We start from the raw sequence: 25,668 nt of genomic DNA, 5'->3' as shown, positions 1-25,668 counted from the left end.
ACGATGCGATCAAAGGACCCGTCTGCGGGCTGTAACGTCGCCGTCACCCTGTGCTTTTATCCGCAGTGTCGCCTGCGCCAGACCTTCGTAGACCACTGCCATGTGATGGGCGTTTGCGTGGATCATCGTGTCGGTATCAAGCATCATCGCGACGTGGCCATCCCAGAAAATCAAATCACCTCGCAGCAGGTTTTCACCGCTCTCTAACTGGCGCCCCAATCCGTCGCTTTGCAGGTCACTATCACCGGCACACAAATGACCACAGGCGTGGTACGCCGCCTGAACAAGGCCTGAACAATCAACCCCGCGCGTGGAATTTCCGCCCCAAAGATACGGCGCACCAAAATAAAACTGCGCAACAGTGGCGGGGTCCGCAAACAGTTGCGCCAACGGGCGCAGATGCTTTTTAGGGATAAAGCCATGCGGCGTTTCAAAGAACTTGTGCCGCTCACCGACAACGGTGACTTCTGCGCCAAATGGCAGATGCAAAAGGTCGGGTGATTTGATGTTTTCGGTTGCGTAGGCGTGTGTCGCCTGGGTGGCGACACGGTGGGTCGTGTCGTTCGGTTTGACAAGCGCAGACTCAGGCACATAGCCCACATAACCATCGCTTTTGCCTTGCACAAAGGCCCAACCTTCGCGGCGTTCAAAAACCGTCACAGCAGCGCCAAGAAGCAGCTGCCGTTCGCGCCTGCCGGTAGGAGCCACACAGAGATCGACCACAACTTGCCCAATCGAAGCGGATTCACCGCCAACGAACACGTCAGCCGTAACTCGGCCGCGCAAATGGCTGGCCGCGACACGCCCATTGGCGGGGGTCAAGCGGGCGTCGGTCATAGATCCAAGACGTCGGGCAAGGCTGCCAAAATAGCCCGTGCGCCCATGCCAACGCCACCCTTAGGTCGCGCAGGGGCCGCGGTTGGGTTCCAGCCGTAAATGTCGAAATGCGTGTATGGCGTATCTGTTACGAACCGTCGCAGGAACAGCGCCGCCGTGATAGACCCGGCAAATCCGCCCGATGGCGCGTTGTCCAGATCCGCAATCTGCGGTTCAATCATCGCCTCATAGGGGTCATGAAACGGCATTTGCCAGACTGGATCCGCGACCTCAGCAGCGGCCTGTGCCAATGCTCGGGCCATTGCGTCGTCGGTCGTGAAGAACGGCGCGATATCTGGCCCGACAGCAACGCGCGCAGCACCCGTCAAAGTCGCCATAGATATGATGTGGTCAGGCTTGCCTTCGTCCGCCAGTGTCAGCGCATCGGCTAGAACCAGCCGCCCTTCGGCGTCGGTATTGTTGATCTCAACGGTTAGCCCTTTGCGACTGTTCAGAACATCACCAGGGCGGAACGCAGACCCGTCAACAGAATTTTCCACGGCGGGAATCAGCACACGAAGTTGCAGCGGCGTCTTTAGCGCCATGATCATATGGGCCAAGCCCAATACGGTTGCAGCGCCGCCCATATCTTTCTTCATCAATCCCATCGACGCGCCAGGTTTGAGATTGAGACCGCCTGTATCAAAACACACACCCTTCCCAACAAGCGTCAGTTTTGGACCATAATGACCCCATGACATATCAATAAGACGCGGTGTGCGCGGGGACGCGCGGCCAACCGTGTGTATCAGCGGGAAATTCTGATTAAGCAGGTCATCGCCTTGGATAATCACCATAGTCGCGCCGTGCTGCGCCGCCAATATCTGTGCAGCGTCTGCAAGTTCGTCCGGCCCCATATCAGACGCCGGTGTGTTGATCAGATCACGGGTCAGGCATTCACCATCGGCCAATGCTTCGATCCGCACTGCGTCAACACCGATTGGCGCAACGAATGCACGGCCTTGCGCTGGAGCGGCCTTATAGCGGTCGAATTGATATAGGCTGAGCAATAGGCCCAGTGCCGCTTCTTCCAATGCAGGACCCGTCAGCATTGTATCCAAAGCGTAGGTTCCGGCTGGGAGTTTTGCAGCTGCCGCCGCGATGCCAAAACGGACACGTGTTTGGCCCTTGGCACCCAAGCCGACATAGACAGCCTTGATTGATCCATCGGCGTTCGGCAAAGCGGCCATTGCGCCGATGCTCGCGGCGAACCCAGTGGCCCGCAACCAGTCTGCCGACGCATTTGGCAAATTGGCAAGCGTCGCCTCAAAATCGTCAGTCGTGACCGTGATTAGCGCAATTGTGGTAGCAGATGGCGGGGCAAATTGGGGTGACATTCGGACCTCTGGCATGATTGTTGCGTCAACCTAAACCATGCCTGTGGCAAGGGCCACGGCCCACACACCCAAATCACCCCCCCAATTCAGAAGGTTGAAATCGCCCCCCCCGCATGATCCAAGGCTTGCGTCATCAACCGCATCAATCGCGACAAAGTCGCCGCCAAAGCGACCTCATCAGGATCATCAATGCAATAGGCGACGTCCGCCGCGACTTGCCCAACCCGCCGCAAACCAAGCTGATCTGCGAGCATGACGATGCTGCGCGAACGCGCCTCAAGTCGATCGAGATGGCCGGACTGATAATCGTCGTCCACCCATTTCAAATGCCGCGATAGTTCCTCTAAGCCCGCGCAAATCACATCACCGTGGCCAAAATCGTCATCCGCCGGTGCGTATGGCGATAAGTCATGTACGCCTCGCCCAAACGGTTCCATCGGGATCAGACGCGCAATCGCGCCTAACCCATTACAAGTCTGTTGTTGATCCATTTTGATCCCACTCTCACTTCACCCCAGTGCAAAACTATGACCCCAAAGTTTCCAATTGGTTTCAACCGCGCTGCATAAATCGCTCGAATTTCCGATAAATTCGCCATATGCAGGGTAAAATTGACGAAACGGACAGTATCATGAACCTCGCTCGCCCTCTTCCAGACTATTTGATCCGCCGATATCATGGTTGGAAAGCAACAACTTACGAACAAAACAAGGGCTGGTATATGCAACTGGCTGAAGGCGGTCAGCACCCGCGCGCGATGGTGGTGTCTTGCTGCGACAGTCGCGTGCATGTCACATCGATTTTTGGGGCGGATCAGGGTGAATTTTTTATTCACCGCAACATCGCAAACTTGGTCCCCCCACAGGAATCTGGCGGCAAGCATCACGGCACGTCTGCTGCCGTTGAATATGCCGTTACGGGGTTGAAAGTTTCGCATCTGATCGTTTTGGGCCATTCGGCCTGCGGCGGCGTGCAGGCCTGTTATGACATGTGTTCCGGAAACGCGCCCGAACTTGAGGCCAAAAGTAGCTACGTCGGTCGCTGGATGGACATTTTGCGCCCTAGCTTTGAAAAACTGCCAAAAGGCAACGATGTGACGCGTGTGCGCCAACTTGAGAAAGACAGCGTTGTGATATCGCTCAAAAACCTCATGACCTTTCCGCATGTGAAGGAAGCAGTCGACAGTGGTCGGTTATCGCTACATGGTCTCTGGAACGACATTGGTCATGGCGGGCTTGAAGTTTACGACGCTGACACTGACGTCTTTGAACCCCTCTAGGACGTGAAACTTCTGTTACCGTTTTGTTATTCCATAATTATTTTATAGTATTTTTTGAATTCGGTGACCGGATTTCTAATGGTTGAAATTTTTGACCTTGCCGCGGCAAACCTGCTTTCCAGTGTGATCCTGTCTTTCGTGCCTGGCATTTTTGCCGCATTGGGCCGATCGGATTTGAGCGTGCCAGAGGTTGCGGTGAGGGCGTTGCAGTCGATTTCAGTATCCACTGTCGCGTTCGAGATGCTGAAAATCATGACCAATCTTAGCCGCATTGATGCAGCTGCGGTGACAAGTCATTACGGTACGATTGCAGTCGTGACGTTTGTGAGTGCTACGTCCGTTCTGAACGGGCGCGGAATTTCGTCAAAAGGCTACATGGTTACGGTTGCCGCTGTTATGTAAGCCCCACCAAGCGGTGGGGCTTTTTCCCGTTAATACCGATTCCAATAGCAGCCAGCGGGATTAGCCCTTTTTCAGACAACGGTTGCCAAGCGTTTCCGCGATCTGCACAGCGTTAAGAGCCGCACCTTTGCGCAGGTTGTCAGACACCACCCACATGTTCAGGCCGTTGTCGATAGTGCTGTCTTGACGGATGCGGCTGACGAACGTGGCGAAATCACCGACACATTCGACGGGCGTAACATATCCACCATCTTCGCGTTTATCGATGACCATAACACCCGGTGCTTCGCGTAGTATATCGCGGGCTTCGTCTTCGTCGATGAAATCTTCGAACTCGATGTTGATCGATTCAGAATGGCCGACAAAAACAGGCACGCGCACGCAGGTCGCCGTGACCTTGATGGACTTATCGATGATCTTTTTGGTTTCGGCGACCATCTTCCATTCTTCTTTGGTATCGCCTGAGTCCATGAAAACGTCGATATGCGGTATCACGTTGAACGCGATCTGTTTGGTAAAGACCTTGGGCGGCTTGGAGTCGGTCGGATTGTAGATTGATTTGGTCTGGTCCCACAGCTCATCAATCGCGTCTTTGCCCGAACCGGATACGGACTGATATGTGGACACGACAACGCGCTTAATCTTGGCGCGGTCATGCAAAGGCTTCAGCGCCACAACCATCTGCGCAGTCGAACAGTTCGGGTTCGCGATAATATTCTTCTTCGCGTAGCCATCGACAGCCTCAGGGTTCACTTCTGGAACGACCAGCGGCACGTCAGGATCATAGCGATAAAGCGATGAGTTATCGATGACGACACACCCCTGCTTGGCCGCGATGGGCGCGTATTTCTTTGTCGCGTCAGACCCGACCGCAAAGAATGCAATGTCGTAGCCGGTAAAATCAAAGGTATCCAAGTCCAGGGTTTTCAACGTTCTGTCGCCAAAGCTCACTTCCGTGCCGAGCGATCTGCGGGATGCCAGTACGACAACCTCATCCACTGGAAACTGGCGTTCTGCCAGAATGTTGAGCATTTCGCGGCCCACGTTACCTGTGGCGCCCGCAATGACGATTCTATAGCCCATGCGTTCGGATCCTTTGTATATGCATGTCCCCTATGGGACACGCGCGTCTTAGACCCAATGCGCCTTAAACGAAAGGGGCCTTAGTCTGTGCGGTCGGTGCTGAAGACATAGATCGCAAGGCCACAACAAATAAGGATGCCGTAAAACCCGAACAGGAGCGAATAGGCCTCTGCGTCACCTTTGCTGTCCTGCCAGAACGTCATCAACCGTCCGGTGATAATTTGCATGACCCCGACACCACCTATTCCGAAAAGGTTCATCAACGTCACACCGCGCCCCGTAAGGTGTTCGGGAAAGAACGGGCGAGCGTGGGCGATCATTATCGGGAACGATGCCCCTGCAAGACCGACCAGTGCGAGCAACGCAGTCGCCGTCCAGATCGACACATCACTGGCCAAGAAGAACAAAACAAAACAGCCCATAGCACCCAGCGCGTTACCGACAAACACGACCCATTTGCGGGTGCCAAACACGCGGTCCATCGGTCCATAGGCGAAGTTACCTGCGATCATTGCAAGGCCCATGACCAGCGTCATGGTGCCAATCATCGACGTATCAGCCCCAAACACATCCGTGCCATACGAGCCGATCCAAAGCCCGCGCAGACCCGCGGCGGGGGCGTAGTTCACAAACATCATCGGGAAAATCAGCCACAGCGCTTTGATCCTGAGGATGTCCAAGACGGACCCTCTTGGCCCTGTCGACGTAGTCTTGGGTGGGTCTTTCATAACCACCCAAAGCGCGATTGACACCAACAGGGTCACCACCGCAAGCACCACCATTGTTTCACGCCAACCGAACGCTTCTACGGCCCACGCCATGGGTGCAGAACTTGCCAGATTTCCCAAGCTGCCAAAGCCGATCATCGCACCAGCAAGGGTCGAAAACATCACCGCCGGATACATTTTCGCAAAGATGTAATAAGCCGCCATCAACACAGGCGAACAGCCGATGCCGATCAGCGCCATGGCCCAAGCAATATGGGCAGGTGTCTGCGCCATCGCGAAAACCAATGCCCCGCCTGCCCCGCCCATGCTGAACAAAACAACGGCAGTGACCCGCGGCCCGATGCGATCCAGTGCCTCACCGACGGGAATCTGCATGGCGGCAAAGACGATAAACCAAAGGCCGGACGCATACGACAGATCGGCGGCTGTTGCACCCAGATCCGCCTCAAGCGCAGGGGTCAAGACCGCCAGAAATGCGCGGTAAAATTGGCTCAGCACGTAGCCCAGCACCAGAACAATCAAACCGATGCGCATACCAAAGCCCCTTTTTCCACAGAGGTCGCATGGCGGCGCGTAAGGCGCAAGCGCCAGAGGCATTCATCCCCTGCACCAAAGCGTTAGGAGGCGCCTTTTCGTTCGCACAGTTAAACTAAAACCATTGTTGACTAATTACCGTTCCTATAAAGTCATTAAAATATCCTACTGATCTGAGAGGATTCATCATGGCCATCAACATTTCAAAATTGAACGTGCAATGCGCCGATTGTCCAATCCGCCACCGCGCCGTTTGCGCAAAGTGCGATGATGATGAATTGGCGCAGCTCGAAGACATGAAGTTTTACCGCATGTTTGAGGCTGGACAAACGATTGTATGGGCGGGCGATGATCTGACCTTTGTGGCCTCTGTGGTGCGCGGTGTCGCAACGCTGGGTCAAACGCTTGAGGACGGGCGCACGCAAATGTTGGGGCTCTTGCTTCCATCCGACTTTATCGGCCGCCCTTGGCGCGGAACGTCTGCCTATGATGTGTCCGCAATCACCAATGTCACGCTATGTTGCTTCAGGCGCAAACCGTTTGAGGAAATGTTGATTCGCACCCCACACATTGGCGAACGCCTGCTTGAAATGACGATGGATGAACTGGATGCCGCCCGCGAATGGATGTTGATCCTCGGTCGCAAAACCGCACGCGAAAAAATCGCGAGTTTGCTGACCATAATTGCCCGCCGCGAAAAGACCCTCGATGTTCCACTGGCCAAAGCGCCAGTGACGATTGATTTGCCACTCACACGCGAAGCAATGTCAGATTATCTGGGCCTTACGCTAGAAACGGTCAGCCGCCAAATCTCCGCGCTGAAGCGGGAGGATATTATTCTACTTGAAGGCAAACGGCGGGTGGTCGTGCCAGATATGGCGCGTTTACTGGAACAGACCGGCAGCGACCCGATCTCGCACATTTAGTGCGCCATCAGGATCGGAACGCGCGCGGTTTCAAGCATGTCGCGGGTCGCGCCGCCAATCAGCGCTTCGCGGAAGCGCGAATGACCATATGCGCCCATAACTATCAAATCGACTGCCTGATCTTGAGCGTGGCGGTTGATGACTTCCGCAACAAGCGGCATCGTTTTGGCAAGGATCGAAACGTCCGCTTTTACGCCGTGGCGTGCCAGCATCACACAAATCACGCCACCCGGATCGGATCGTTCCGGCGAATGAGATGGAGGGTTGATCATGATGATTTCGGCGCGGTCAGCACGCTTTAGGACTGGCAAGGCTTTGCGTACAGCCTCCAGTGCTTGGGTGCTTTCGTCCCATGCGACCATGACGCGATCAAAGGCTCCGATATCGTCAGCGGTACGTGGAATCATCATGACAGGCGCGCCGGTGCCAAACAAAGCCGCCTCAAGGATGATGGTCTGTAATTGCGTCGACCCCTCGCCGTAAGGCTGCGATGCGATGATCAGGTCAGAATACCGCACAACCCGCGCGATGGCCGCGTCGAGGCCAGCAGACGTGACGACCAGTTTTTGGACCGCTGTTGGCGCCAGTGCGCCCTTAACACAGGATTGCGCCCAATCGAGTAATGTGGCAGCCCGCGCCTGCGCTTCACCAGTGCCTGCGCCCATAACTGCCAATGACGCCCCCATGGGCGCCACATCGTAACGCATCGGATCGATGCCAAGACAATAGACATCCAGGTGTCCGCCCTCGCGGTTGGCCAAAGTGACCGCCGCTTGCAATGCTGCTTTGTCGCCAACCTCGTCCGAGATGACGATGGCAATGGTTTTATAACTCATGTTCAGGGCTCCTGTTTTGGGTCGTTTCAATGTCACAATCCGTTGACCGTCACCCGTTGGTTGATATCAAAATAAACCGTGCATTTCTTTGACATGGATCAATGCGGCCTTGGGCTGATCCGTGAAAAACCCGTTCCATAGATATTTGCAGGACACATTCGTCCTATTCGAAAAAGGGAACGCCGCGATGTGGAATTGGTTCAAGATACTTGCGTTCGGGATTATCACCCTGCTCGCGGCGGTGGCCGCAAGTTGGGCGCGTGATATTGCCTATCAAGTTCACGCCATTATCATCATGGTCATATCAGCGGGCATGTTCGTTTGGTCGGTACGCACTGCTGACGACATCAGACCACCAGAACTCACAGGCTACATGGACGGTGTGATCCGTTACGGCGTGGTTGCAACGGCGTTTTGGGGGCTGGCCGGATTTCTTGTCGGCACATTCATCGCGTTCCAACTGGCGTTTCCATCGTTGAATTTTGAACTCCTACAGGGTTCCGGCAACTTCGGCCGCCTACGTCCGGTCCACACGTCCGCAGTGATCTTTGCCTTCGGTGGCAACGCGCTGATCTGTACGTCGTTTTATATCGTGCAACGCACCTGTGCTGCCCGTCTGTGGGGCGGCAACACCGCGTGGTTCGTGTTTGGGGGGTACAATCTTTTTATCGTGCTGGCCGCGACGGGGTATTTGATGGGGGCCACCCAATCGAAAGAATACGCCGAACCTGAATGGTACGTAGACATCTGGCTGACCATCGTTTGAGTCGCCTATCTGGTCGTTTTTCTTGGCACGCTCGTCAAACGCAAAGAACCACATATATACCTCGCGAACTGGTTCTTCCTCGCCTTTATCGTGACCGTTGCGATGCTGCACATTGTCAACAACCTGTCGTTGCCTATCAGCATTTTCGGCTCAAAGTCTGTGCAGGTTTTCGCAGGCGTGCAGGATGCGATGACCCAGTGGTGGTACGGCCACAACGCTGTTGGTTTCTTCCTGACAGCAGGTTTCCTGAGCATGATGTATTACTTTGTCCCAAAACAGGCCGGTAAGCCGGTGTTCAGTTACAAACTGTCGATCGTCCATTTCTGGTCATTGATTTTCTCGTACATATGGGCCGGCCCGCACCACCTGCATTATACCGCGTTACCTGACTGGGCGACGACCCTTGGCATGGTGTTTTCTATCGTTCTGTGGATGCCCAGCTGGGGTGGCATGATCAACAGTTTAATGACGCTGTCAGGTGCATGGGACAAAATCCGCACCGACCCGATCATTCGCATGATGGTCATTTCACTCGGCTTTTATGGCATGTCCACATTCGAGGGTCCGATGATGTCGATCCGCGCAGTGAATTCGCTAAGCCACTATACCGACTGGACCATCGGCCACGTGCATTCCGGTGCGCTGGGCTGGAACGGTATGATTACATTTGCGGCACTGTATTTCATGACACCAAAACTGTGGAACCGCGCAGGGCTTTATTCGCTGCGTCTGGTGAACTACCACTTCTGGCTCGCGACGATCGGGATCATTCTTTACGCGTCTTCGATGTGGGTCACCGGGATCATGGAAGGCCTGATGTGGCGCGAAGTCGACGCACAGGGTTTCTTGGTGAACAGCTTTGCTGACACCGTTGAGGCCAAGTTCCCGATGTATGTCGTGCGTGGTCTGGGCGGAGCCCTGTACCTAACCGGCGCAATCATCATGTGTTTCAACCTTTAGATGACAGCCTTCGGAAAGCAGCAACATGCTGCTGATTCCACCGCGGCCATTCCCGCTGAATAAGGAGGCTGATTATGGGAATTCTTGATCGCCATAAGGTCATCGAAAAGAACGCGTCGCTCCTGTTGGTCGGCAGCCTAGTGGTTGTCGCCATCGGCGGGATCGTTGAAATCGTACCGCTGTTCTATCTTGAAAACACCATCGAAAAGGTTGAGGGCATGCGGCCCTATTCCCCGCTGGAATTGGCAGTGCGCGACATCTACGTGCGCGAGGGTTGTTATGTCTGCCACTCCCAGATGATCCGCCCGATTCGCGATGAGGTTGAACGCTACGGGCACTATAGCCTCGCTGCGGAATCTATGTACGACCACCCGCATCAGTGGGGGTCTAAACGGACGGGGCCGGACCTTGCGCGTGTCGGTGGACGTTATTCGGATGCTTGGCACATTGATCACCTCAGTGATCCGCAATCAGTCGTGCCAGAATCGGTTATGCCGCCATATTCATTCTTGACGAACCGCTTCATTGAGCCTGATCACATTGCAGATCTGGTGAAGACCCATGCGGCTGTCGGCGTCCCATACACGGACGACATGATCGAGAACGCGCAGGCGGATTTCATCGCCCAAGCCGACCCGTTCAGTGATTGGGATGATCTGGTCGAACGCTACCCGGGCGCACAGGTCCGTAACTTCAACAGCAGTGATGGAATTTCCGAAATGGATGCGTATCTTCAAATGCTGGGCACGCTGGTCGATTTTTCGACCTTCACACCTGATGCAAGCCGCTAGGGGGACAGCACATGGACACCTATATATTCCTTCGCGAACTCGCCGATAGCTGGGCGTTGCTCGCGCTGTTTATCTTTCTTGCGTTCGTGTGGTTTTGGGCCTTCCGCCCCGGATCACGCGATCTGCACGACGATGCCGCCAACGTCATATTCCGCCACGAAGACGGTCCAGTCAACGACACCACCAAAGGTCCGGAGGCTCAAAATGAATAAGCAAGACAAAAAAGACGACGTCGACACCACGGGTCACGTTTGGGACGGCGTCGAAGAGCTCGACAATCCAATGCCACGTTGGTGGGTCTGGGTTTTCTATCTGACAATCATCTGGGCTCTACCCTGCTTGGCCGCTGATCAGTGGCGCGACGCAGGGTCTGTTAGGCTATTCGACCCGTGGCGAAGTCGCCGAAGACATCGCCCGCGTGAATGCGTCAAACGCGGCAATTCTGGCGCGGCTGGCCTCGGTGGACCTAACGGCGATCCGCGAGGACGCGGAATTGCACACCTTCGCAGTCAATGCAGGCGGGTCCATATTTGCGGCGAACTGTTCGCAGTGCCACGAAAGTGGCGCGGCTGGCGTACAGGCAGGCGGTTATCCAAACCTGCTTGATGACGACTGGCTTTGGGGCGGCGAAATTGGACAAATTGCTTACACGGTCACCCACGGCATCCGGAACGAGCAGTCCTTTGACAGTCATTACACCCAGATGCCTGCTTTTGGCGCCGACAAAATCCTTGCGGATGATGAAATTGATGCGATCGTTCAGCATGTCCTTTCGATTTCAGGCCAAGACCATGATGCCGTTCTGGCAGGGGTTGGGTCCACGCTGTTCTATGATAATTGTGCACCGTGTCACGGTGATGCAGGGCTTGGAGTGGAAGACATCGGCGCGCCAAACCTGAGCGACGCAATCTGGCTTTATGGCGGCGACGCGGACACGATCCGTACGAGCATTCATGATGCCCGCTTTGGCGTTATGCCCACATGGTCCGAAGAATTCCGTGGGGCAAGTGGGCTAAGTCTTTCCGAAATTAACGCTGTTGCCGCCTACGTTCATCAACTTGGCAGCGCGCAGTGACATCCACCGATAATAAGCCACTTTACGCAAAACGCGAGCCTGTCTTCCCGCGCAAGGTGAAGGGCAAATTCCGGTCACTAAAATGGGTGATCATGATCCTGACGCTCAGCATCTATTATCTGACTCCATGGATCCGCTGGGACCGTGGTGCAGAACTGCCGGACCAAGCGGTTCTGATCGACCTTGCCAGTCGGCGATTCTTCTTTTTTTGGATCGAAATCTGGCCACATGAATTCTATTTCATTGCCGGGTTGCTGATCATGGCGAGACTTGGCCTGTTCTTGTTCACATCCGCCATGGGCCGCGTTTGGTGTGGCTATGCCTGTCCACAAACCGTCTGGACGGACCTATTTATTGCGACGGAACGCTGGATTGAAGGCGACCGCAACGCCCGCGTTCGTCTTTGGAATGCAAAATGGGATGTCCGTAAACTCCGATTGCGATTGACGAAATACGCAATCTGGTTGGTGATCGCGTTGGCCACGGGCGGCGCGTGGGTCTTCTATTTTACCGATGCGCCTACACTGCTGGTGAACCTGATCAATGGAACCGCGCATCCGGTTGCCTATACAACCATGGCAATCCTAACCGTTTCCACCGTGTTCTTTGGCGGCATCGCGCGCGAACAGGTCTGCATCTACGCCTTCCCTTGGCCGCGCATCCAAGCCGCTATGATGGATGAAGATACAATCACCATCGGCTACCGCGCCCGGCGCGGTGAGCCGCGCAAACATTCGGCTGAGATCACTGAGGACACACCGCAAGGTGATTGCATCGACTGCATGGCCTGCGTCAACGTGTGTCCTGTCGGCATCGACATCCGCGACGGGCAACAAATGGAATGCATCACCTGCGGGCTGTGCATTGATGCATGCGACGACATCATGGCCAAGATCGGCAAGCCGCGTGGGCTTGTTGATTATCTGTCACTTGATGATGAAGAAGCAGAACGCAATGCTCAGCCGACAAAACGGGTTTGGCAGCACATCCTGCGACCGCGCACCCTGATCTATTCAGGTCTGTGGTCCATTGTCGGAATTGGGTTGGTGGTTGCTTTGTTCATTCAACCCGACATCAACATGACCGTCGCGGCTGTGCGAAATCCGACCTATGTCGTCCTTTCCGATGGCACGATCCGCAATGTTTACGAAATCCGCCTGCGCAATAAACACGGTGAAACGCGGCCATTTGAACTGTCTGTCACATCTGATGCCGCGCTTCAGATCGACGTTCAAGGTCAAGCCAACGGAAACAACGTTGTGGATGTGCCAGCCGATTCAACCCATCTTGAGCGGGTCTTTGTCAGCGCCGCTGCGCAAACCCCAGCGTCAACCGATGATCGCACGCCCATGCGGTTCTGGGTTATCGACACAATCAACGATGAACGCGCCCACGACGATACATATTTTAACGGCACGGGGGGAACCTAGATCATGGCACCACTTACTGGGCGCAAATTATTCTTTGGGATGGCAGGCGCATTTGGCGTGATCCTTTCGGTCAACCTGTTGCTGGCGTATTCGGCGGTCGCGACCTTTCCCGGGTTAGAAGTAAAAAACTCATACGTTGCCAGCCAGAATTTCGATGCAGATCGCAGTGCGCAACTGGCACTCGGCTGGACTGTTTCGGCGAACGTGTCTGATGACGAACTTCACCTTAGTATCACCGAGGCAGATGGTCGCCCTGTTGAGGTCGCCGAACTTGATGGCATATTCGGGCGCGCGACCAACGTACGCGATGATCAGACGCCAGATTTCATTTTCACCGGAACCAAATATATTGCCCCAGTGACCACCGCGCCAGGCAATTGGAACCTGCGCATGGAAGCCACCGCGCAAGACGGTACAGCCTTTCGCCAACGCGTCGTTGTCTTGGTCCAAAGATGACAGTTGCAGATGCCCATATCGGCCTGTCCGCCTGCCCCGGATGCGACGCCACAGCACTTGCGACCGAGCAGGCAGGCAATACCGCAAAGCGTGGCGACCGCGAAGTCGCGCTGTCCCTTCCCACGATCCACTGTGCTGCCTGCATTTCAATTGTTGAACGTGGCTTGATGGACTTGACCGGGGTGTCGCATGTGCGGGTGAACCTGACCCGCAAACGAGCGACAGTGCATGTAAGCCCCGACATTGATGACGTGATGCTGACAGAAGCGCTCGCGGCGTTGGGCTATGATGCGCAACCACTGGACCAAGCCACATTATCGGCCAATCATTCTGACCGTGCCGCGCGTGATCTTTTGATGCGCCTTGGTGTGGCAGGCTTTGCGATGATGAATGTCATGCTGCTGTCTGTTGCAGTATGGTCTGGGGCCAGCGATGCCACCCGCGATCTGTTCCACTGGATTTCCGCTGTCATCGCGTTGCCGACGATCATCTTCGCAGCGCAGCCATTTTACGTAAACGCTTGGCGGGCTTTGCGTGTTGCGCGGCTCAACATGGATGTCCCGATCTCTCTCGCCATTTTTCTGGCCGCTGGAATGTCATTGTTTGAAGTCGCCAATTCTGGCGATCACGCCTATTTTGACGCAGCCTTGTCATTGACCTTCTTCCTGCTGGCTGGGCGCTACCTTGACCAGCGCACCCGTACTGTGGCGCGCTCGGCCGCCACGGAACTTGCTGCGCAGGAAACGCCAACTGCCTTGCGCCTGAACGATGGAATACCGCAAACGGTGTCTCTGTCTAATCTTTGCATCGGCGATCTTGTTCTTGTCCGACCCGGCGCGCGGATGCCGGTCGACGGACAGATCATGCGTGGCGAAAGCGAACTTGACCTCGCGTTTCTGACGGGCGAGTCCGACCCCGTCTGTGTGTGGCCCGATGACATCCTGCGTGCCGGTGAAATCAATCTCACAGGACCGCTCAACGTGCGGGTGACGGCCGTTGGCAAAGATACGTTTGCACTCCCTCGCTGACCTGATCTCTGTCGCGGAAGAAGCTAAATCGCGCTACAATTCACTCGCGGACCGCGCCGCCGCGATCTATGCGCCCGCCGTGCACCTGCTGGCGTTCGCGGCCTTTGTGATGTGGATGTATCCGTCGGGCAGTGACGTGCGCTATTCCCTTAACATCGCGGTCGCGACGCTGATTATCACCTGTCCTTGCGCCTTGGGTTTGGCGGTTCCTGCGGTGTCCACAGTCGCCTCCGGTGCGCTGTTTCGTCGTGGCTTGCTTGTGAAACACGCAACCGCACTGGAACGTTTGGCCGAAGTCGACACCGTTATCTTTGACAAGACTGGTACACTGACTTTGGGCAAGCCGGCGCTGTTGAATCTACGCAATATCGCGCCGCAGGACCTCGCTCTTGCAGCAACGCTTGCCATGGCGTCAGCACATCCGCGCAGCCGCGCCATCGTCGCCGCGACGCAAGGCCAGGAATTGCCGACTGTCACACTGACCGGCATCAAGGAACTGCCGGGTTACGGGATTTCAGGGTTTTGGAATGGCAAACGCGTCGCGCTGGGGCGGGCTGACTGGGCGGGCCTAGCGGGACAAGGCACAGTTCTGGCTGTCGATGACCACATCCATGCAACCTTTGAATTTCAAGACATCTTGCGGGCGGGCGTTGGCCAGCTTTTGGAACACCTGCAGAATCGAAGTCTGCCTGTCACGTTATTGTCCGGCGATACCGCGTCAAATGTTAAACGATTCGCAGAAATAATTAACCTTACTGATTGGCGTTCTGACGTCCTGCCAACCGAGAAAGCGAAGTTTCTTAAAAAATTAAGCACACAAGGCAAGCACGTTCTGATGGTTGGTGACGGGTTGAATGACACAGCGGCGATGGCACTGGCGCACGTCTCTATCGCGCCTGCATCCGCGTTGGACGCCACGCGGGTTGCCGCTGACATTGTCCTGATCTCTGGTGATGTTTCAAAGATAGAAGACGCTTTGCGGATCGCGCGTTCTGCCCGTCAGCGTATCCTCGAAAATTTTGGCGTTGCGGCTTGCTACAATATGATTGCGGTTCCCTTTGCTTTCTTCGGCTTTGCCACGCCGCTGTCGGCCGCAATTGCCATGTCGACAAGTTCAATTATCGTGTCCCTTAATGCCCTGAGGGTTCGGTGATATGAATGTTCTCGCCTACCTCATTCCGATCTCTCTCACGCTTGGTGCGCTCGGCCTTGTCGGTTTCTTATGGACCCTTCGGTCAGACCAATATGAAGACCCCGATGGCGACGCCGCGCGTATCCTGCGTTACGAATATGACGATCGCCCAGCTGACTGATGCCTTAATCCCGACTAAAACAATAGGTCTTAGATAGACGCCGCGCAGGCGATAGGGTAGCAAGCGGTCATGTCCGACAGCACACAAAACCCCACCCCAACTGCGCCCCCCCCGACCGCGAAACCGTCGTGGTTTATGGCCGACAAAACGATGGCCTTGCTCGCGTTCCTGATTGCGATGTTCTGTCTTTTGCCGTTCCTTGCGGTCGGGCTTGCATCATTTTCGAGCGATACCGACACGCTGCGCCACCTCGCCGGGACGGTTCTCGATGACTATATGCGCAACACCGCCGGCCTGGTCGTCATTGTGGGTTTTGGCACTTTTATGATAGGTACAGTGTCAGCGTGGTTAGTGACGATGACCGACTTCCCAGGTCGGCGCTGGCTTGAGGTCGCGCTGGTGATCCCCCTGGCATTTCCCGCCTATGTTTTGGCCTACGCTTACACCCATGTTCTGGACCATCCCGGCATCGTCCAAGCCGCACTGCGCGATGTGACCGGCTGGGGGCCACGCGACTATTGGTTTCCTGAAATTCGCAGTTTGGGCGGCGCGGCGATCATGCTAATCTTAGTGTTGTACCCCTATGTCTACCTGCTCGCGCGCGCCGCGTTTCTGGGGCAAAGCGCGACGACGTTCCTTGCGGCGCGATCGTTGGGCAAATCGCCCGTGCGTGCATTCCTGTCGATATCCCTGCCCTTGGCGCGCCCTGCCATTGCAGCGGGTGTTCTTCTCACAATGATGGAGACGATCGCGGATTTCGGCACCGTGTCCTATTTCGGAGTACAAACGTTGGCGACTGGCATCCACAACAGTTGGTTTTCCATGGCCGATCGTGGCGCAGCGGCGCAATTATCGCTTGGGCTGCTGGCCTTCGCGTTGCTTCTGGCGATGTTGGAACGCGCAAATCGGGGCCGCGCGCGGTTCAGTAACGGCAAACGCCAAGACGTGGTAGGTCGCATTCCACTGGCAGGTGTCACTAAGTGGGGCGCGGTGATCTTGTGTGGTTTGCCAGTTATGCTCGGCGTTATCATTCCGGTGCTGGCATTGTCCGTTATGGCGGTAGGGTCAGAACAAAATCTGTTCAGTCCGCGATACGTTCACTTCATCAAAAATTCACTGACTTTGGCAACTATTGCGGCATTGGTCACGGTCGCAGCTGCGGTCTTACTGGGGAGTCTCAACCGGTTGCGCGAAACTCGTTCGGCGGCGGCGGCGCTGTATATCGCGCGGATCGGGTATGCCGTGCCGGGGGGCGTAATTGCGGTTGGTTTAATCGTGCCCTTTGCGGCCTTTGACAATGCGCTGGATGCCTGGATGCGCGCCACCTTTGATGTCTCAACGGGGTTGTTGTTTACGGGATCCATCTGGCTGCTGATCGGCGCGTATATGATTAGATTTCTCGCCGCCGCGTTGGGCGCCTATGAAGGCGGAATTGCCGTCGTTAGCCGCAACATTGACGCCGCCAGCCGCGTTTTGGGGCAAAATTCCATTGGCACCGTGCGCCGCGTTCACGTGCCTATCCTAACGCCAAGCCTGTTGACTGCCGCGTTGATAGTCTTTGTCGATGTCATGAAAGAACTACCTGCCACGCTCATCATGAGGCCGTTCAACTTTGATACATTGGCGGTTCAGGCATTCCGATTGGCGTCCGATGAACGGCTGAACGGCGCGGCAGTGCCAAGCCTTTTGATTGGGGCAATCGGGTTGCTGCCGGTGATCTTGCTGTGTCGTCAGGTCGCTGCGCACAGGGCATAAGAAAAGGGGCGCGGCCTTGACCTGACGCATTCCGGCTTTTGGGACACATAGAGGCTTTCGCGATTTATTTCGCGGGGGCCTCTTGATTGAGAAAGCCATTACCGTGTCTCGAACTTTCTCCAAAGCGGTGTGCCGTGGAACAACCAAGGTCGATAAAAGATCCTGCGTGGATCAGGTGCCTTGTTCTTTGGATTGTCGGCACCCAGCCGCATCGCCGGGGTCCGCATTACCGGCGCGGCGGTTCGCCGCTTCGGGACTTTCAGGGATTTGGACGATCCAGGAACCCGCACTGTAGAGACACCTTGGGCCACCTCGGTTGTGCCCTGCCCCGACGACCCAGACGCTACATACTGCCGTGTCTCGAACCAGTTGTAATACACGCGATAGATATTGAGCAGGGCGACCAAGCTAGCAGGATTAAATACTGCGCCGTTTATGTAGCTGGGACCGTTTCGACTGCCGCGCCCACCTGCCCGCGCGGTTGGACTGATCCGGCTCCGCACAGAGTTCATAAAAGCGGTTCATACAGGCTGGATTGTGGTGTTCAACACACGACGAGCGAGCGCCTCCCTTAGATCGTCATCAGCTATCTTTTGATCGAAGCCTACCGACTTCAAACGCTTTCGCTATTTTGACCGGAGCACTGGAAAGCCCACCGTCTTTTCGGTCTCACCGTAATGCTGGACAGGCGAGCTGGCCCAGAACTGTGGGAACTGGGCAGATTGAAAGTTGGCGATCGGAAAAGGATGCACCGCGTCCTGGCTATCAGTCTTCACTGCTGGCATTAGCCCTGCTGCGCAGAACCGTCTCAATAGCTCCCATCTCGGAAGCTCTTCGCCTACAATCCGCGTCTGAATCTCACCAAACTCCTCGAACGCCTTTTCGAATTTTTTGATACGGCTTTGGTTCGTTGGCGTAGAAGCTTCCTTGTCGAAGGACATCACAAACCATTCGAACTTGTCCTCCCTAATCAAGTCTCGGAAAATGTGAGGGACAACTCGCACCATCGCAGCTTCTTGTTCGCCAACCAGGGTAATCTTGCCATCTGGCAGCATCTTTCGCAGGCACGCAAGGTGCGCAGCCTTTGTATAGGTCTGTTTAACGACTACCCCCTTGAAACTGCCGCGGTGATCGCGGTTGGTATCTACAAGGCCGAAGTATCCGTTGCGGATCTCATTGAGAACCCGGCGTCGCGCACCTGATTCCCAAAGACCTTGCTGAACATCATCGGGCAGATCAATGCCGCAAGAAATGTCTTCCTCATAGGCCTTCTTCAACTTTTCCTCAAAAACCCGCCAGCTACTCTCGGCGCTGGCAAAGAACGCGGCCTCATCAAACCTACCGCTCGGCCTTTGGAAGTGAAGCAATGGGGCGCTCACGACCTTGCCAGACTTCTGGGTGTATTGTTTACGGATATTGCGGGGCTGGCCGGCAACATCGAGGTAGTGCTCTTCGAAGAAAGCAGCAGGATCGACACGCGGGTCGAAGTTGGCATCAATCCGGAAGACATATCCACTGCGGATGTCTGCGCTGACCGAGCAGTGAAGAGGCGTCAGGCGGCGATCAAACCGACTTTCCCAGTTTACTGAAATGACCACATCATCGTGCGCGATGCGCATATGGCTGAACCGGTCGGATGCGTCTTCCTTAGCTTTCCAATCTTGCAGTTTCGCGCGCTCAAACGCGAGCAGGATCTTTTCCAAAAAGAAAATACGACTGTAAATACGGCTCACACCGCATTTCTTGCCCGTATCGGGGTCCGACAAAAGGCGTTGGAGGTCGTTGATACTTGCGCCATTGACCAACTCCCTGAGCAGGCGCACCATTATCGCTCTTCTTCTTTTGTGCCTGATGGTCCAGGGAAACGGAGATACGCGCACCGGGCTGCCCTTTACAGGGTTTATGAATGATCCGGAATCCAGAAGGCTTCGGCCGCTTCCCTCTACGCGCGGGCGCGAGTTTGCCGTGCGTTCCATTGAAGATAAACTCGTCCGGTGCATCCAGATACCGAGCGCCACAACACCCACAGACTGGCCCTTCAAGTAGTCCATTCTGTGTCATCAGCCTGTCGATTTCGTCGAGGAGATGTTCATTCGAGAAAATATTAAACGATACCTCGCAGGTTCGGTTTCCCTTTTGATGATGGCAAATGAGATTTCTCCCGTCATCCCAAGCGTGCGGATCGCCCTGATACTCGAAAACCTGGGATACCCTCGACGCCTTATCATCACCGTCGAGCGTGTATATGCCTTTGCCAGTCGCAAGGGCTGGCAGCTTTATTGATGCGAGAAGTTTGCGTTGAGTAGCATTGCGGCCCTTGAAGGTGGGTAGCGAAAAATCCGGAGCAACACCGTCGTTGTCGTGACCTGCGCCCCTAAAACTCCTCCAGATTTGTGTAGAGTCCGCCCAACAAAAGGACGGACAAATGAAGGCACGATTTACAGACGAACAGATCATAGCAATTATCAAAGAACAGGAATCTGGGGAGAAGACTGCTGATGTATGTCGGCGGCACGGGATCAGTTCAGCGACGTTCTATAAATACACATCGAAGTATGGAGGCATGGAGCCGTCTGACGCGAAGCGGTTGCGGGCCTTGGAAGACGAGAACGGGAAGCTAAAGAAGCTGCTAGCGGAACAGATGCTCTCTTCTCGGGACATTGCTGCGCAATACCCTGTCAGGCGAGGGACAATGCAATGTTGCGAGACATCAATTCAAAAAAATGGTGACGCCCGTTGGGAAGCTTAAAGCTGTGGTTCACTTGATGGAAACTCATCAGGTTAGCCAGCGACCATTGCCCGGCAGGCGATTGCAAAGCAATCTGCCGAGAGGGGGCGTGCGATGTCTTGCAAGTTGATCGATCAACGGTGCGGTATCCGTCTCGCCGTGGCGATGACGCTGAGTTGCGTGATGCCATCAAGCGGGTTTCGAGGGAGCGGCGACGGTTTGGTTGCCGTCGTGTTCATGTGATGATCGCGCGCGAAGGCTTTGCGGTGAACCACAAAAAGGTGAGACGCATTTACACTGAAGAGAAGCTCCAAGTGCGTCGTAGGGGCGGTAGAAAGCGCGCTTTGGGCACGCGGAAGCCGATGGTGCTGCCTGTGATGGTCCTAACCAGAGATGGTCATTAGATTTTGTGTCTGACGCGCTGACTGACGGTCGCCGGTTTCGTATTCTGACGGTTGTCGATGACTTCAGCCGCGAGAACCTGGTACTTGTCGCGGACACATCATGCTGAGCGCGGCAAACCCCAAACCATACGTGTCGATAACGTCCTATGCGCGGAATGATTAGCTGAATTGGCGTCAGGTTATTGTCGCATCGAGGCGTCTCGACACGTTAGAAGCATTGCTCAGTTTGGCATTTTGGTCAACGAACTGTCTCTCCCATAACAAACACAGAGTACGCTTTTGCGGCTCTCACCGTCCTTAAGACGAGATCTTTGGGTCGTTGAGCAGAAGGCCTAAACATTATCTACGAGGTCAGTTGTCTGCCTCCACGGCCCTTACAGAGAAAGGTCCTACTGCTGTCGATCACCCCTCAAAGAAGGGGCGATATGGTTCGCCGTGCTTGATGATCCCATGAACGGTTCGGGCCATCTTCGCTGCGATTGCGGTGTACGCCTTTCGGCGCAAATGGGTGTTGTGACGGTCTTTGGCGATGTAGCGCTCGAACTTGTCGCGGAAGCTGTTGGTGCGCTGCAGAATAGCAACCTGTCCAGCCATCCAAAGCGTTCAACGAAGCCGAGCATTGCCATATTTTGACAGTTTGGTTTGCCCTCTGAATGTACCTGATTGCATAGTCGCAAGGTCCATTCCACAGAACTTCAAAAACTGCCGGTGATGACGAAAGCGCCGTACATCCCCAGCTTCTGCCAAAATTGTCAAAGCATTGCGTATTCCGGGGCAATCCGGCCACCCATACCGATTTGATCCGGCCGGGGGTTCCGGGGCATCCGGCCACCCCCCTTTGACCTGATTTAGTGTGCTGCGAGGCGATCTGTAGCAGGGCTACTCTGACGTTCCTTTTGAACATGCTTATCGCGTCGGAATCTGCGGCAACCGGCAGTCCGACTGATACTTTGGCAGTCTCGTAGATATCTGAAAGTAAACGCTCTTTTGCAACCTTGAGGCCCACCACATCCCAAGCGTCAGCGATGAATGCCTCCTTGCTCATGGCTGAGATCAAGTGTGGTGACGGATAACGTTCAAGGAAAGCAAAGAACCAGTCACTGCGAGAACTGCGAGAACTGCGATGGAAACGATCAGCTTCAGGAAAATACAGCGGCAGATAATGGGTTAAAACTCGGTGCCACAACTCGGTGCCACAACTCGGTCTTCGACTTGGATACGATGTCATGCGTTTTGGAAAGCTCTTGGATGTCGTTAGTGCCACGCACGAGGGGGGCATGATAAAACTGCTCGTTCCCGATCTCCATCATGTGAAGAATGACCTGGGCATCCTTAGGGTCGTTTTTGTCCCAACTGTTGTGCAAGGCCTCTCGCGTTCTGGCCAGGGCCACAGATGACACCAACTTCAACTCAAAACCTGCTGCGGCAAGATGATAAGCCAAGGCACGGTGATAATTACCCGTTGCTTCAAAAGCTACACGGACAGGGCGGCCGTAGCAGGCAAGCGATGTGATTAGACGATTGAAGTCGTCTAGCTGGTTCAGAACAGTCAAACGACGGCAGCGCTTCTTGTCCGCAATAGCAATGAGAACTTCGTCGCGGGCCTTCGAGATATCGATGGCCACCAAAACGGGCGCAGTTTGTGTAATAATGATATCGGTCATAGTTGGTCTCCTTTGCGGTGTGGTTTGTACAAAACCACCGTAGGGACCTGAGGCACGGCTATGACCACCTGCTGCGTTATTTGGGGCTGCGCAGGCAGTCATAGCCTTAAATTAGCGATATTCCGAAGGTGTTACGGCACAGAATTCACCAGCATGGCGATCCTCAAATGGGTTCAAAATACGGGTATCGATTGGCATTATATCGCGTCCCGCCGCCCGGCAGTGGTTTGCTTGCAAACCATGAGAGGGGGCAAGCCCCAGCAGAACGGGTTCATCGAAAGCTTCAACGGTAAACTAAGAGATGAATGCCTCAATGAAACGCTGTTTGCTACATTGGGCGACGCCCGCAAAACGCTTGAAGAATGGCAGGACGACTACAACTGGCGCAGACCACATTCAGCTCTGGGGAACCTGACGCCAATGGAATTTTTAGAGAGAAGGATCATCGACAAGATGGCCGCTTAAGGTCAAAGATTTAGCACCAAGGACTCCGCGCAAAGCTGGAGGGAAATTGGGGCACAGGTCAGTCGCAATCGACATCACCACAAGTATTGTGGTTGATTTCTTCGGACACTGCGGGATAAACTTCACGCAAGTTTAGTTTTGGAACACTCTTGACCATCAGATTTCCTATCTGTCGTTTCGTCAAGATGGCCTCCAAAGCCGAAAGAGATGTTGGTCGTTTCGGATGAAACGGAAACCTTTCGGACATTTTTTGCAATGTGTGGTCGCGGGACACTTCTCCCCCAACTCTTAGTATCTCCTATCTCTAAATGATCTGTAAAATCAAACGCCTACCAAGCAAAAACTTGGTAGGCGTCAGTTCTGTGTCCCAAAAGCCGGAATGCGTCAGCCTTGACCACGCCCCCCTTTTTTTGGATTGCTTAAGGCTATTTCCAATTAACTTCGTTGAATATCTCTTGGGCAAGCGGCAAATTCTTAGCCACCTCGCTTAGGTTTACTGTATCGCCGATGTAGTCTCCCAAGGCCTGAACCGAAGGGGACAGTTCAACACCGGGAACCGCCGGGTATTCATCGTTTCCAGCAGAGAAATACTGCTGCGCCTGATCTGACGCAAGGTATTCGAGGAAAGCGACCGCATTGTCGCGGTTCGGTGCGTGTGCTGCCACGCCGCCGCCGGACAAGTTCATGTGTGCGCCTTCGGCATCTTGCGATGGAAAGACCCAGCCGATGTTTTCGCGAGCGTCGGCGGGCAGGCCGTCAACGTCGGTACGGATCGCGCGGGCGAAATAGTAAGTGTTCGAAATCGATATATCGCATTCGCCCGACACAAGACCGCGCAACTGGTCGGTATCGCCACCTTGTGGATCGCGTGCAAAGTTGTTCACAACGCCTTGTGCCCAACCGCGTGCTGCCTCTTCACCGTGGTTCTCGATCACGCTAGACAAAAGCGTCTGTGAATACACATTGGTCGATGACCGGTGACAAACCATGCCTTGGTATGCAGGATCCGCAAGCGCGAGATATGTCAGCGGCGGGTTCTCAACATTGGCCTTGTCGTAGAAAATGATCCGTGCGCGTTGGGAAAATCCGTACCATTGGTTGTCGCTGTCCTGCAGGCTCGCCGGGATACGTTCCTCAAGGATATCGCTTTCGATGGATTGCAGCACTCCCGCATCCTTCGCCCTCTCAAGCCGTGATGTATCGACAGTCAAAAGCACGTCAGCAGGAGAATTCACGCCTTCGGCTTCCATCCGCGCGATCAATTCATCAGCTTTGCCTTCGATCCGGTTGATGGTGATGCCTGTAGCCGCCTCAAAATCTGAATAGAGCCGTTCGTCTGTGTCGTAGTGACGTGATGAATACAAGTTCAGTTCACCGTCGGCGAACACAGGTGCGGCAGTGCTCAGCAACAACGCTGCAAGGGTGATAGTTTTGGTTGGCATTTAGTCTATCCTTTATATCTGACTATTTCGATCAGATATCTTCCTAGCATCCATCCGTCAAGCAATCCTGACTAAATTTATCGGAATTAATCCCTAACCCATGACGCTTGGCCAACAACGCTTGACCGGCGCCGCATTTTAAGCCCCAAGTGGTAACGAGGCGGATCAGGCATGGCAGTTAGACAATTTGAAACAAGCGCTACGCGCAACAGCTACGATGTGGTAATCGTCGGTGGCGCGATATACGGGTCCGCCGTGGCGTGGTTCTTGACAGATAATCCTGATTTTGACGGCACGATTTTAGTGATTGAACGCGACCCAACTTATGCAAACTGCGCGACCGCCCATACGAATTCTTGTATTCGCCAGCAGTTCAGCAATCCGTTGAACGTCAAGATTTCCCAATTCGGCGCTGCGTTCATCAAGGGCTTTAAAGCGTACATGGGCAATGATGCCCGCGTGCCGGACCTGTCGATTCAGAGCTTTGGCTACATGTATCTCGCCGACACCGACGCCTTCGCGGGCCAATTGCGGACCGCGCAAAAGGTGCAGCTAGATGCGGGCGCAGCGACGCAATTGATGACGCCCGACCAGATCAGGGCCGCCTACCCGTTTTACAATGTTGATGACATCGTGTTGGGCAGCATTAACCTTATCGACGAAGGCTACTGGGACGGCGGCACGGTATTCGATTGGTGGCGCAGATCAGCGCGCGAACGTGGCGTGGAATACATTGCGGGCGAGGTCGTTTCGATGCGCGTTGTGGGGCCGCGCGTTCACAGTGTCACACTTGCGAATGGCGACGTGATTTCTTGTGGCAAGGTCGTCAATGCTACAGGCCCACGCGGGGCAAAGACCGCCAGACTGGCGGGGATCGAAATCCCGATTGAGCCGCGAAAGCGTTTCACGTGGATATTTACCGCCGAACAACCGCTTGTTGGCGCCTTGCCGCTGACGATTGATCCGTCCGGCGTGCATTTCCGACAAGACGGTCCGAAAACCTATCTGGCGGGTGGCCATGCACACCCTGATCTGGCGGCAGATTTTAACGATTTCACCATGGACCACAGCCTATGGCAGGACAAGATCTGGCCGACCATTGCAACCCGAATCCCCCAATTCGAGGCCATCAAAGTCGTCACCGAATGGACAGGGCATTATGACTATAACACTTTGGACCAGAACGCGATTCTTGGGCCACACACTGAGGTTGAAAACTTCTTCTTCGTAAATGGGTTTTCTGGTCACGGGTTGCAGCAATCTCCTGCGATGGGGCGCGGAACAGCTGAATTGTTGACCTATGGCGAATACCGCACCCTTGACCTAGCGCCGTTCGGATATGACCGCATCGCTGCAGGCAGGCCCTTTGCCGAAAGCGCGATTATCTAGC

At 54.9% G+C, this 25,668-nt stretch carries 19 protein-coding genes and 6 pseudogenes; 15 read left to right on the top strand and 10 right to left on the bottom strand.

Features of this window, described 5'->3' with window-relative positions:
* Positions 1–9 precede the first annotated feature (9 nt).
* The 3 genes from OAN307_RS02430 to OAN307_RS02420 form a co-directional block, all read right to left on the bottom strand.
* A complete protein-coding gene (locus tag OAN307_RS02430) occupies positions 10–837 on the bottom strand; it encodes a C40 family peptidase (RefSeq protein WP_015498265.1) in 828 nt (275 codons plus the stop codon).
* The gene (locus OAN307_RS02425; protein ID WP_015498264.1) at positions 834–2,213 is read right to left on the bottom strand and encodes a leucyl aminopeptidase family protein; all 1,380 of its coding nucleotides are present in this window, start codon (positions 2,211–2,213) and stop codon (positions 834–836) included. Before OAN307_RS02425 ends, OAN307_RS02430 begins: the two co-directional genes overlap by 4 nt.
* Positions 2,214–2,299: 86 nt before the next feature.
* The gene (locus tag OAN307_RS02420) at positions 2,300–2,704 is read right to left on the bottom strand and encodes a hypothetical protein (protein WP_015498263.1); all 405 of its coding nucleotides are present in this window, start codon (positions 2,702–2,704) and stop codon (positions 2,300–2,302) included.
* Between the two features lie 140 nt (positions 2,705–2,844).
* On the opposite strand from OAN307_RS02420, the gene OAN307_RS02415 reads away from it, so the two are divergent.
* Both OAN307_RS02415 and OAN307_RS02410 read left to right on the top strand, forming a co-directional pair.
* Positions 2,845–3,492, top strand: coding sequence for a carbonic anhydrase (locus tag OAN307_RS02415; protein WP_044044433.1), 648 nt, complete (start codon positions 2,845–2,847; stop codon positions 3,490–3,492).
* 78 nt (positions 3,493–3,570) lie between these two features.
* A complete protein-coding gene (locus OAN307_RS02410) occupies positions 3,571–3,894 on the top strand; it encodes a sodium-dependent bicarbonate transport family permease (RefSeq protein WP_015498261.1) in 324 nt (107 codons plus the stop codon).
* A 60-nt stretch (positions 3,895–3,954) separates the two neighbouring features.
* On the opposite strand, the gene OAN307_RS02405 is transcribed toward OAN307_RS02410, so the two are convergent.
* Positions 3,955–4,977 (bottom strand): aspartate-semialdehyde dehydrogenase, encoded by a 1,023-nt coding sequence (locus OAN307_RS02405; RefSeq protein ID WP_015498260.1) that lies wholly within the window; start codon positions 4,975–4,977, stop codon positions 3,955–3,957.
* Positions 4,978–5,057: 80 nt separating this feature from the next.
* The gene (locus OAN307_RS02400) at positions 5,058–6,239 is read right to left on the bottom strand and encodes an MFS transporter (RefSeq protein ID WP_015498259.1); all 1,182 of its coding nucleotides are present in this window, start codon (positions 6,237–6,239) and stop codon (positions 5,058–5,060) included.
* A 188-nt stretch (positions 6,240–6,427) separates the two neighbouring features.
* Between OAN307_RS02400 and fnrL the strand changes: the two genes are divergently transcribed.
* Positions 6,428–7,165 carry a transcriptional regulator FnrL gene (gene fnrL / locus OAN307_RS02395; protein WP_015498258.1) on the top strand — a complete coding sequence of 246 codons (738 nt, stop codon included), beginning with the start codon at positions 6,428–6,430 and terminating at the stop codon, positions 7,163–7,165.
* Here the strand turns inward: fnrL and OAN307_RS02390 are convergent.
* The gene (locus tag OAN307_RS02390) at positions 7,162–8,001 is read right to left on the bottom strand and encodes a universal stress protein (RefSeq protein WP_015498257.1); all 840 of its coding nucleotides are present in this window, start codon (positions 7,999–8,001) and stop codon (positions 7,162–7,164) included. The genes fnrL and OAN307_RS02390 overlap by 4 nt on opposite strands.
* A gap of 187 nt (positions 8,002–8,188) precedes the next feature.
* On the opposite strand from OAN307_RS02390, the pseudogene ccoN reads away from it, so the two are divergent.
* The 9 genes and pseudogenes from ccoN (at position 8,189) to OAN307_RS02345 (ending at position 17,575) form a co-directional block, all read left to right on the top strand.
* A pseudogene (gene ccoN, locus OAN307_RS02385) lies at positions 8,189–9,790 on the top strand (cytochrome-c oxidase, cbb3-type subunit I).
* A gap of 11 nt (positions 9,791–9,801) precedes the next feature.
* Complete coding sequence (gene ccoO / locus OAN307_RS02380; protein WP_015498256.1) at positions 9,802–10,518, top strand: cytochrome-c oxidase, cbb3-type subunit II; 717 nt, start codon at positions 9,802–9,804, stop codon at positions 10,516–10,518.
* An 11-nt stretch (positions 10,519–10,529) separates the two neighbouring features.
* Positions 10,530–10,730, top strand: coding sequence for a cbb3-type cytochrome c oxidase subunit 3 (locus tag OAN307_RS02375; RefSeq protein ID WP_015498255.1), 201 nt, complete (start codon positions 10,530–10,532; stop codon positions 10,728–10,730).
* A pseudogene (gene ccoP / locus OAN307_RS02370) lies at positions 10,723–11,593 on the top strand (cytochrome-c oxidase, cbb3-type subunit III). Before OAN307_RS02375 ends, ccoP begins: the two are co-directional and overlap by 8 nt.
* Before the next feature lie 92 nt (positions 11,594–11,685).
* Entirely contained in the window at positions 11,686–13,023 is a 1,338-nt protein-coding gene (gene ccoG / locus OAN307_RS02365; protein WP_015498253.1) for a cytochrome c oxidase accessory protein CcoG, read from the top strand.
* 3 nt (positions 13,024–13,026) lie between these two features.
* Complete coding sequence (locus OAN307_RS02360; RefSeq protein ID WP_015498252.1) at positions 13,027–13,479, top strand: FixH family protein; 453 nt, start codon at positions 13,027–13,029, stop codon at positions 13,477–13,479.
* Positions 13,476–15,660 (top strand): annotated as a pseudogene (locus OAN307_RS02355) (heavy metal translocating P-type ATPase). The gene OAN307_RS02360 and the pseudogene OAN307_RS02355 overlap by 4 nt, the downstream one beginning before the upstream one ends.
* A 1-nt stretch (position 15,661) precedes the next feature.
* Positions 15,662–15,820 (top strand): cbb3-type cytochrome oxidase assembly protein CcoS, encoded by a 159-nt coding sequence (ccoS, locus tag OAN307_RS02350; RefSeq protein ID WP_044043066.1) that lies wholly within the window; start codon positions 15,662–15,664, stop codon positions 15,818–15,820.
* Positions 15,821–15,889: 69 nt separating this feature from the next.
* Complete coding sequence (locus tag OAN307_RS02345; protein WP_015498251.1) at positions 15,890–17,575, top strand: ABC transporter permease; 1,686 nt, start codon at positions 15,890–15,892, stop codon at positions 17,573–17,575.
* Positions 17,576–17,673: 98 nt separating this feature from the next.
* Here the strand turns inward: OAN307_RS02345 and OAN307_RS28740 are convergent, their stop codons facing one another.
* Both OAN307_RS28740 and OAN307_RS25025 read right to left on the bottom strand, forming a co-directional pair.
* The gene (locus OAN307_RS28740; RefSeq protein ID WP_187292515.1) at positions 17,674–18,087 is read right to left on the bottom strand and encodes a hypothetical protein; all 414 of its coding nucleotides are present in this window, start codon (positions 18,085–18,087) and stop codon (positions 17,674–17,676) included.
* A 114-nt stretch (positions 18,088–18,201) separates the two neighbouring features.
* Entirely contained in the window at positions 18,202–19,401 is a 1,200-nt protein-coding gene (locus OAN307_RS25025; RefSeq protein WP_051067939.1) for a hypothetical protein, read from the bottom strand.
* A 599-nt stretch (positions 19,402–20,000) separates the two neighbouring features.
* Here OAN307_RS25025 and OAN307_RS29620 point away from each other — a divergent pair.
* Positions 20,001–20,808, top strand: a pseudogene (locus OAN307_RS29620) (transposase); the annotation flags it as partial.
* Between the two features lie 242 nt (positions 20,809–21,050).
* On the opposite strand, the pseudogene OAN307_RS31110 reads toward OAN307_RS29620, so the two are convergent.
* Positions 21,051–22,371: pseudogene (locus OAN307_RS31110) on the bottom strand (IS110 family transposase).
* 135 nt (positions 22,372–22,506) lie between these two features.
* Here OAN307_RS31110 and OAN307_RS02315 point away from each other — a divergent pair.
* A pseudogene (locus OAN307_RS02315) lies at positions 22,507–22,836 on the top strand (integrase core domain-containing protein); the annotation flags it as partial.
* A gap of 425 nt (positions 22,837–23,261) precedes the next feature.
* Here the strand turns inward: OAN307_RS02315 and OAN307_RS02305 are convergent.
* Entirely contained in the window at positions 23,262–24,278 is a 1,017-nt protein-coding gene (locus OAN307_RS02305) for a Fe(3+) ABC transporter substrate-binding protein (RefSeq protein ID WP_015498249.1), read from the bottom strand.
* A gap of 171 nt (positions 24,279–24,449) precedes the next feature.
* On the opposite strand from OAN307_RS02305, the gene OAN307_RS02300 reads away from it, so the two are divergent.
* Positions 24,450–25,667, top strand: coding sequence for an NAD(P)/FAD-dependent oxidoreductase (locus OAN307_RS02300; RefSeq protein ID WP_015498248.1), 1,218 nt, complete (start codon positions 24,450–24,452; stop codon positions 25,665–25,667).
* Position 25,668: the final 1 nt, after the last annotated feature.

It is taken from the genome of Octadecabacter antarcticus 307 (assembly GCF_000155675.2).
Taxonomy (GTDB): domain Bacteria; phylum Pseudomonadota; class Alphaproteobacteria; order Rhodobacterales; family Rhodobacteraceae; genus Octadecabacter; species Octadecabacter antarcticus.
The sequence above is the reverse complement of the archived record's forward strand: the minus strand, read 5'-3'. Positions and strand labels throughout refer to the sequence as shown.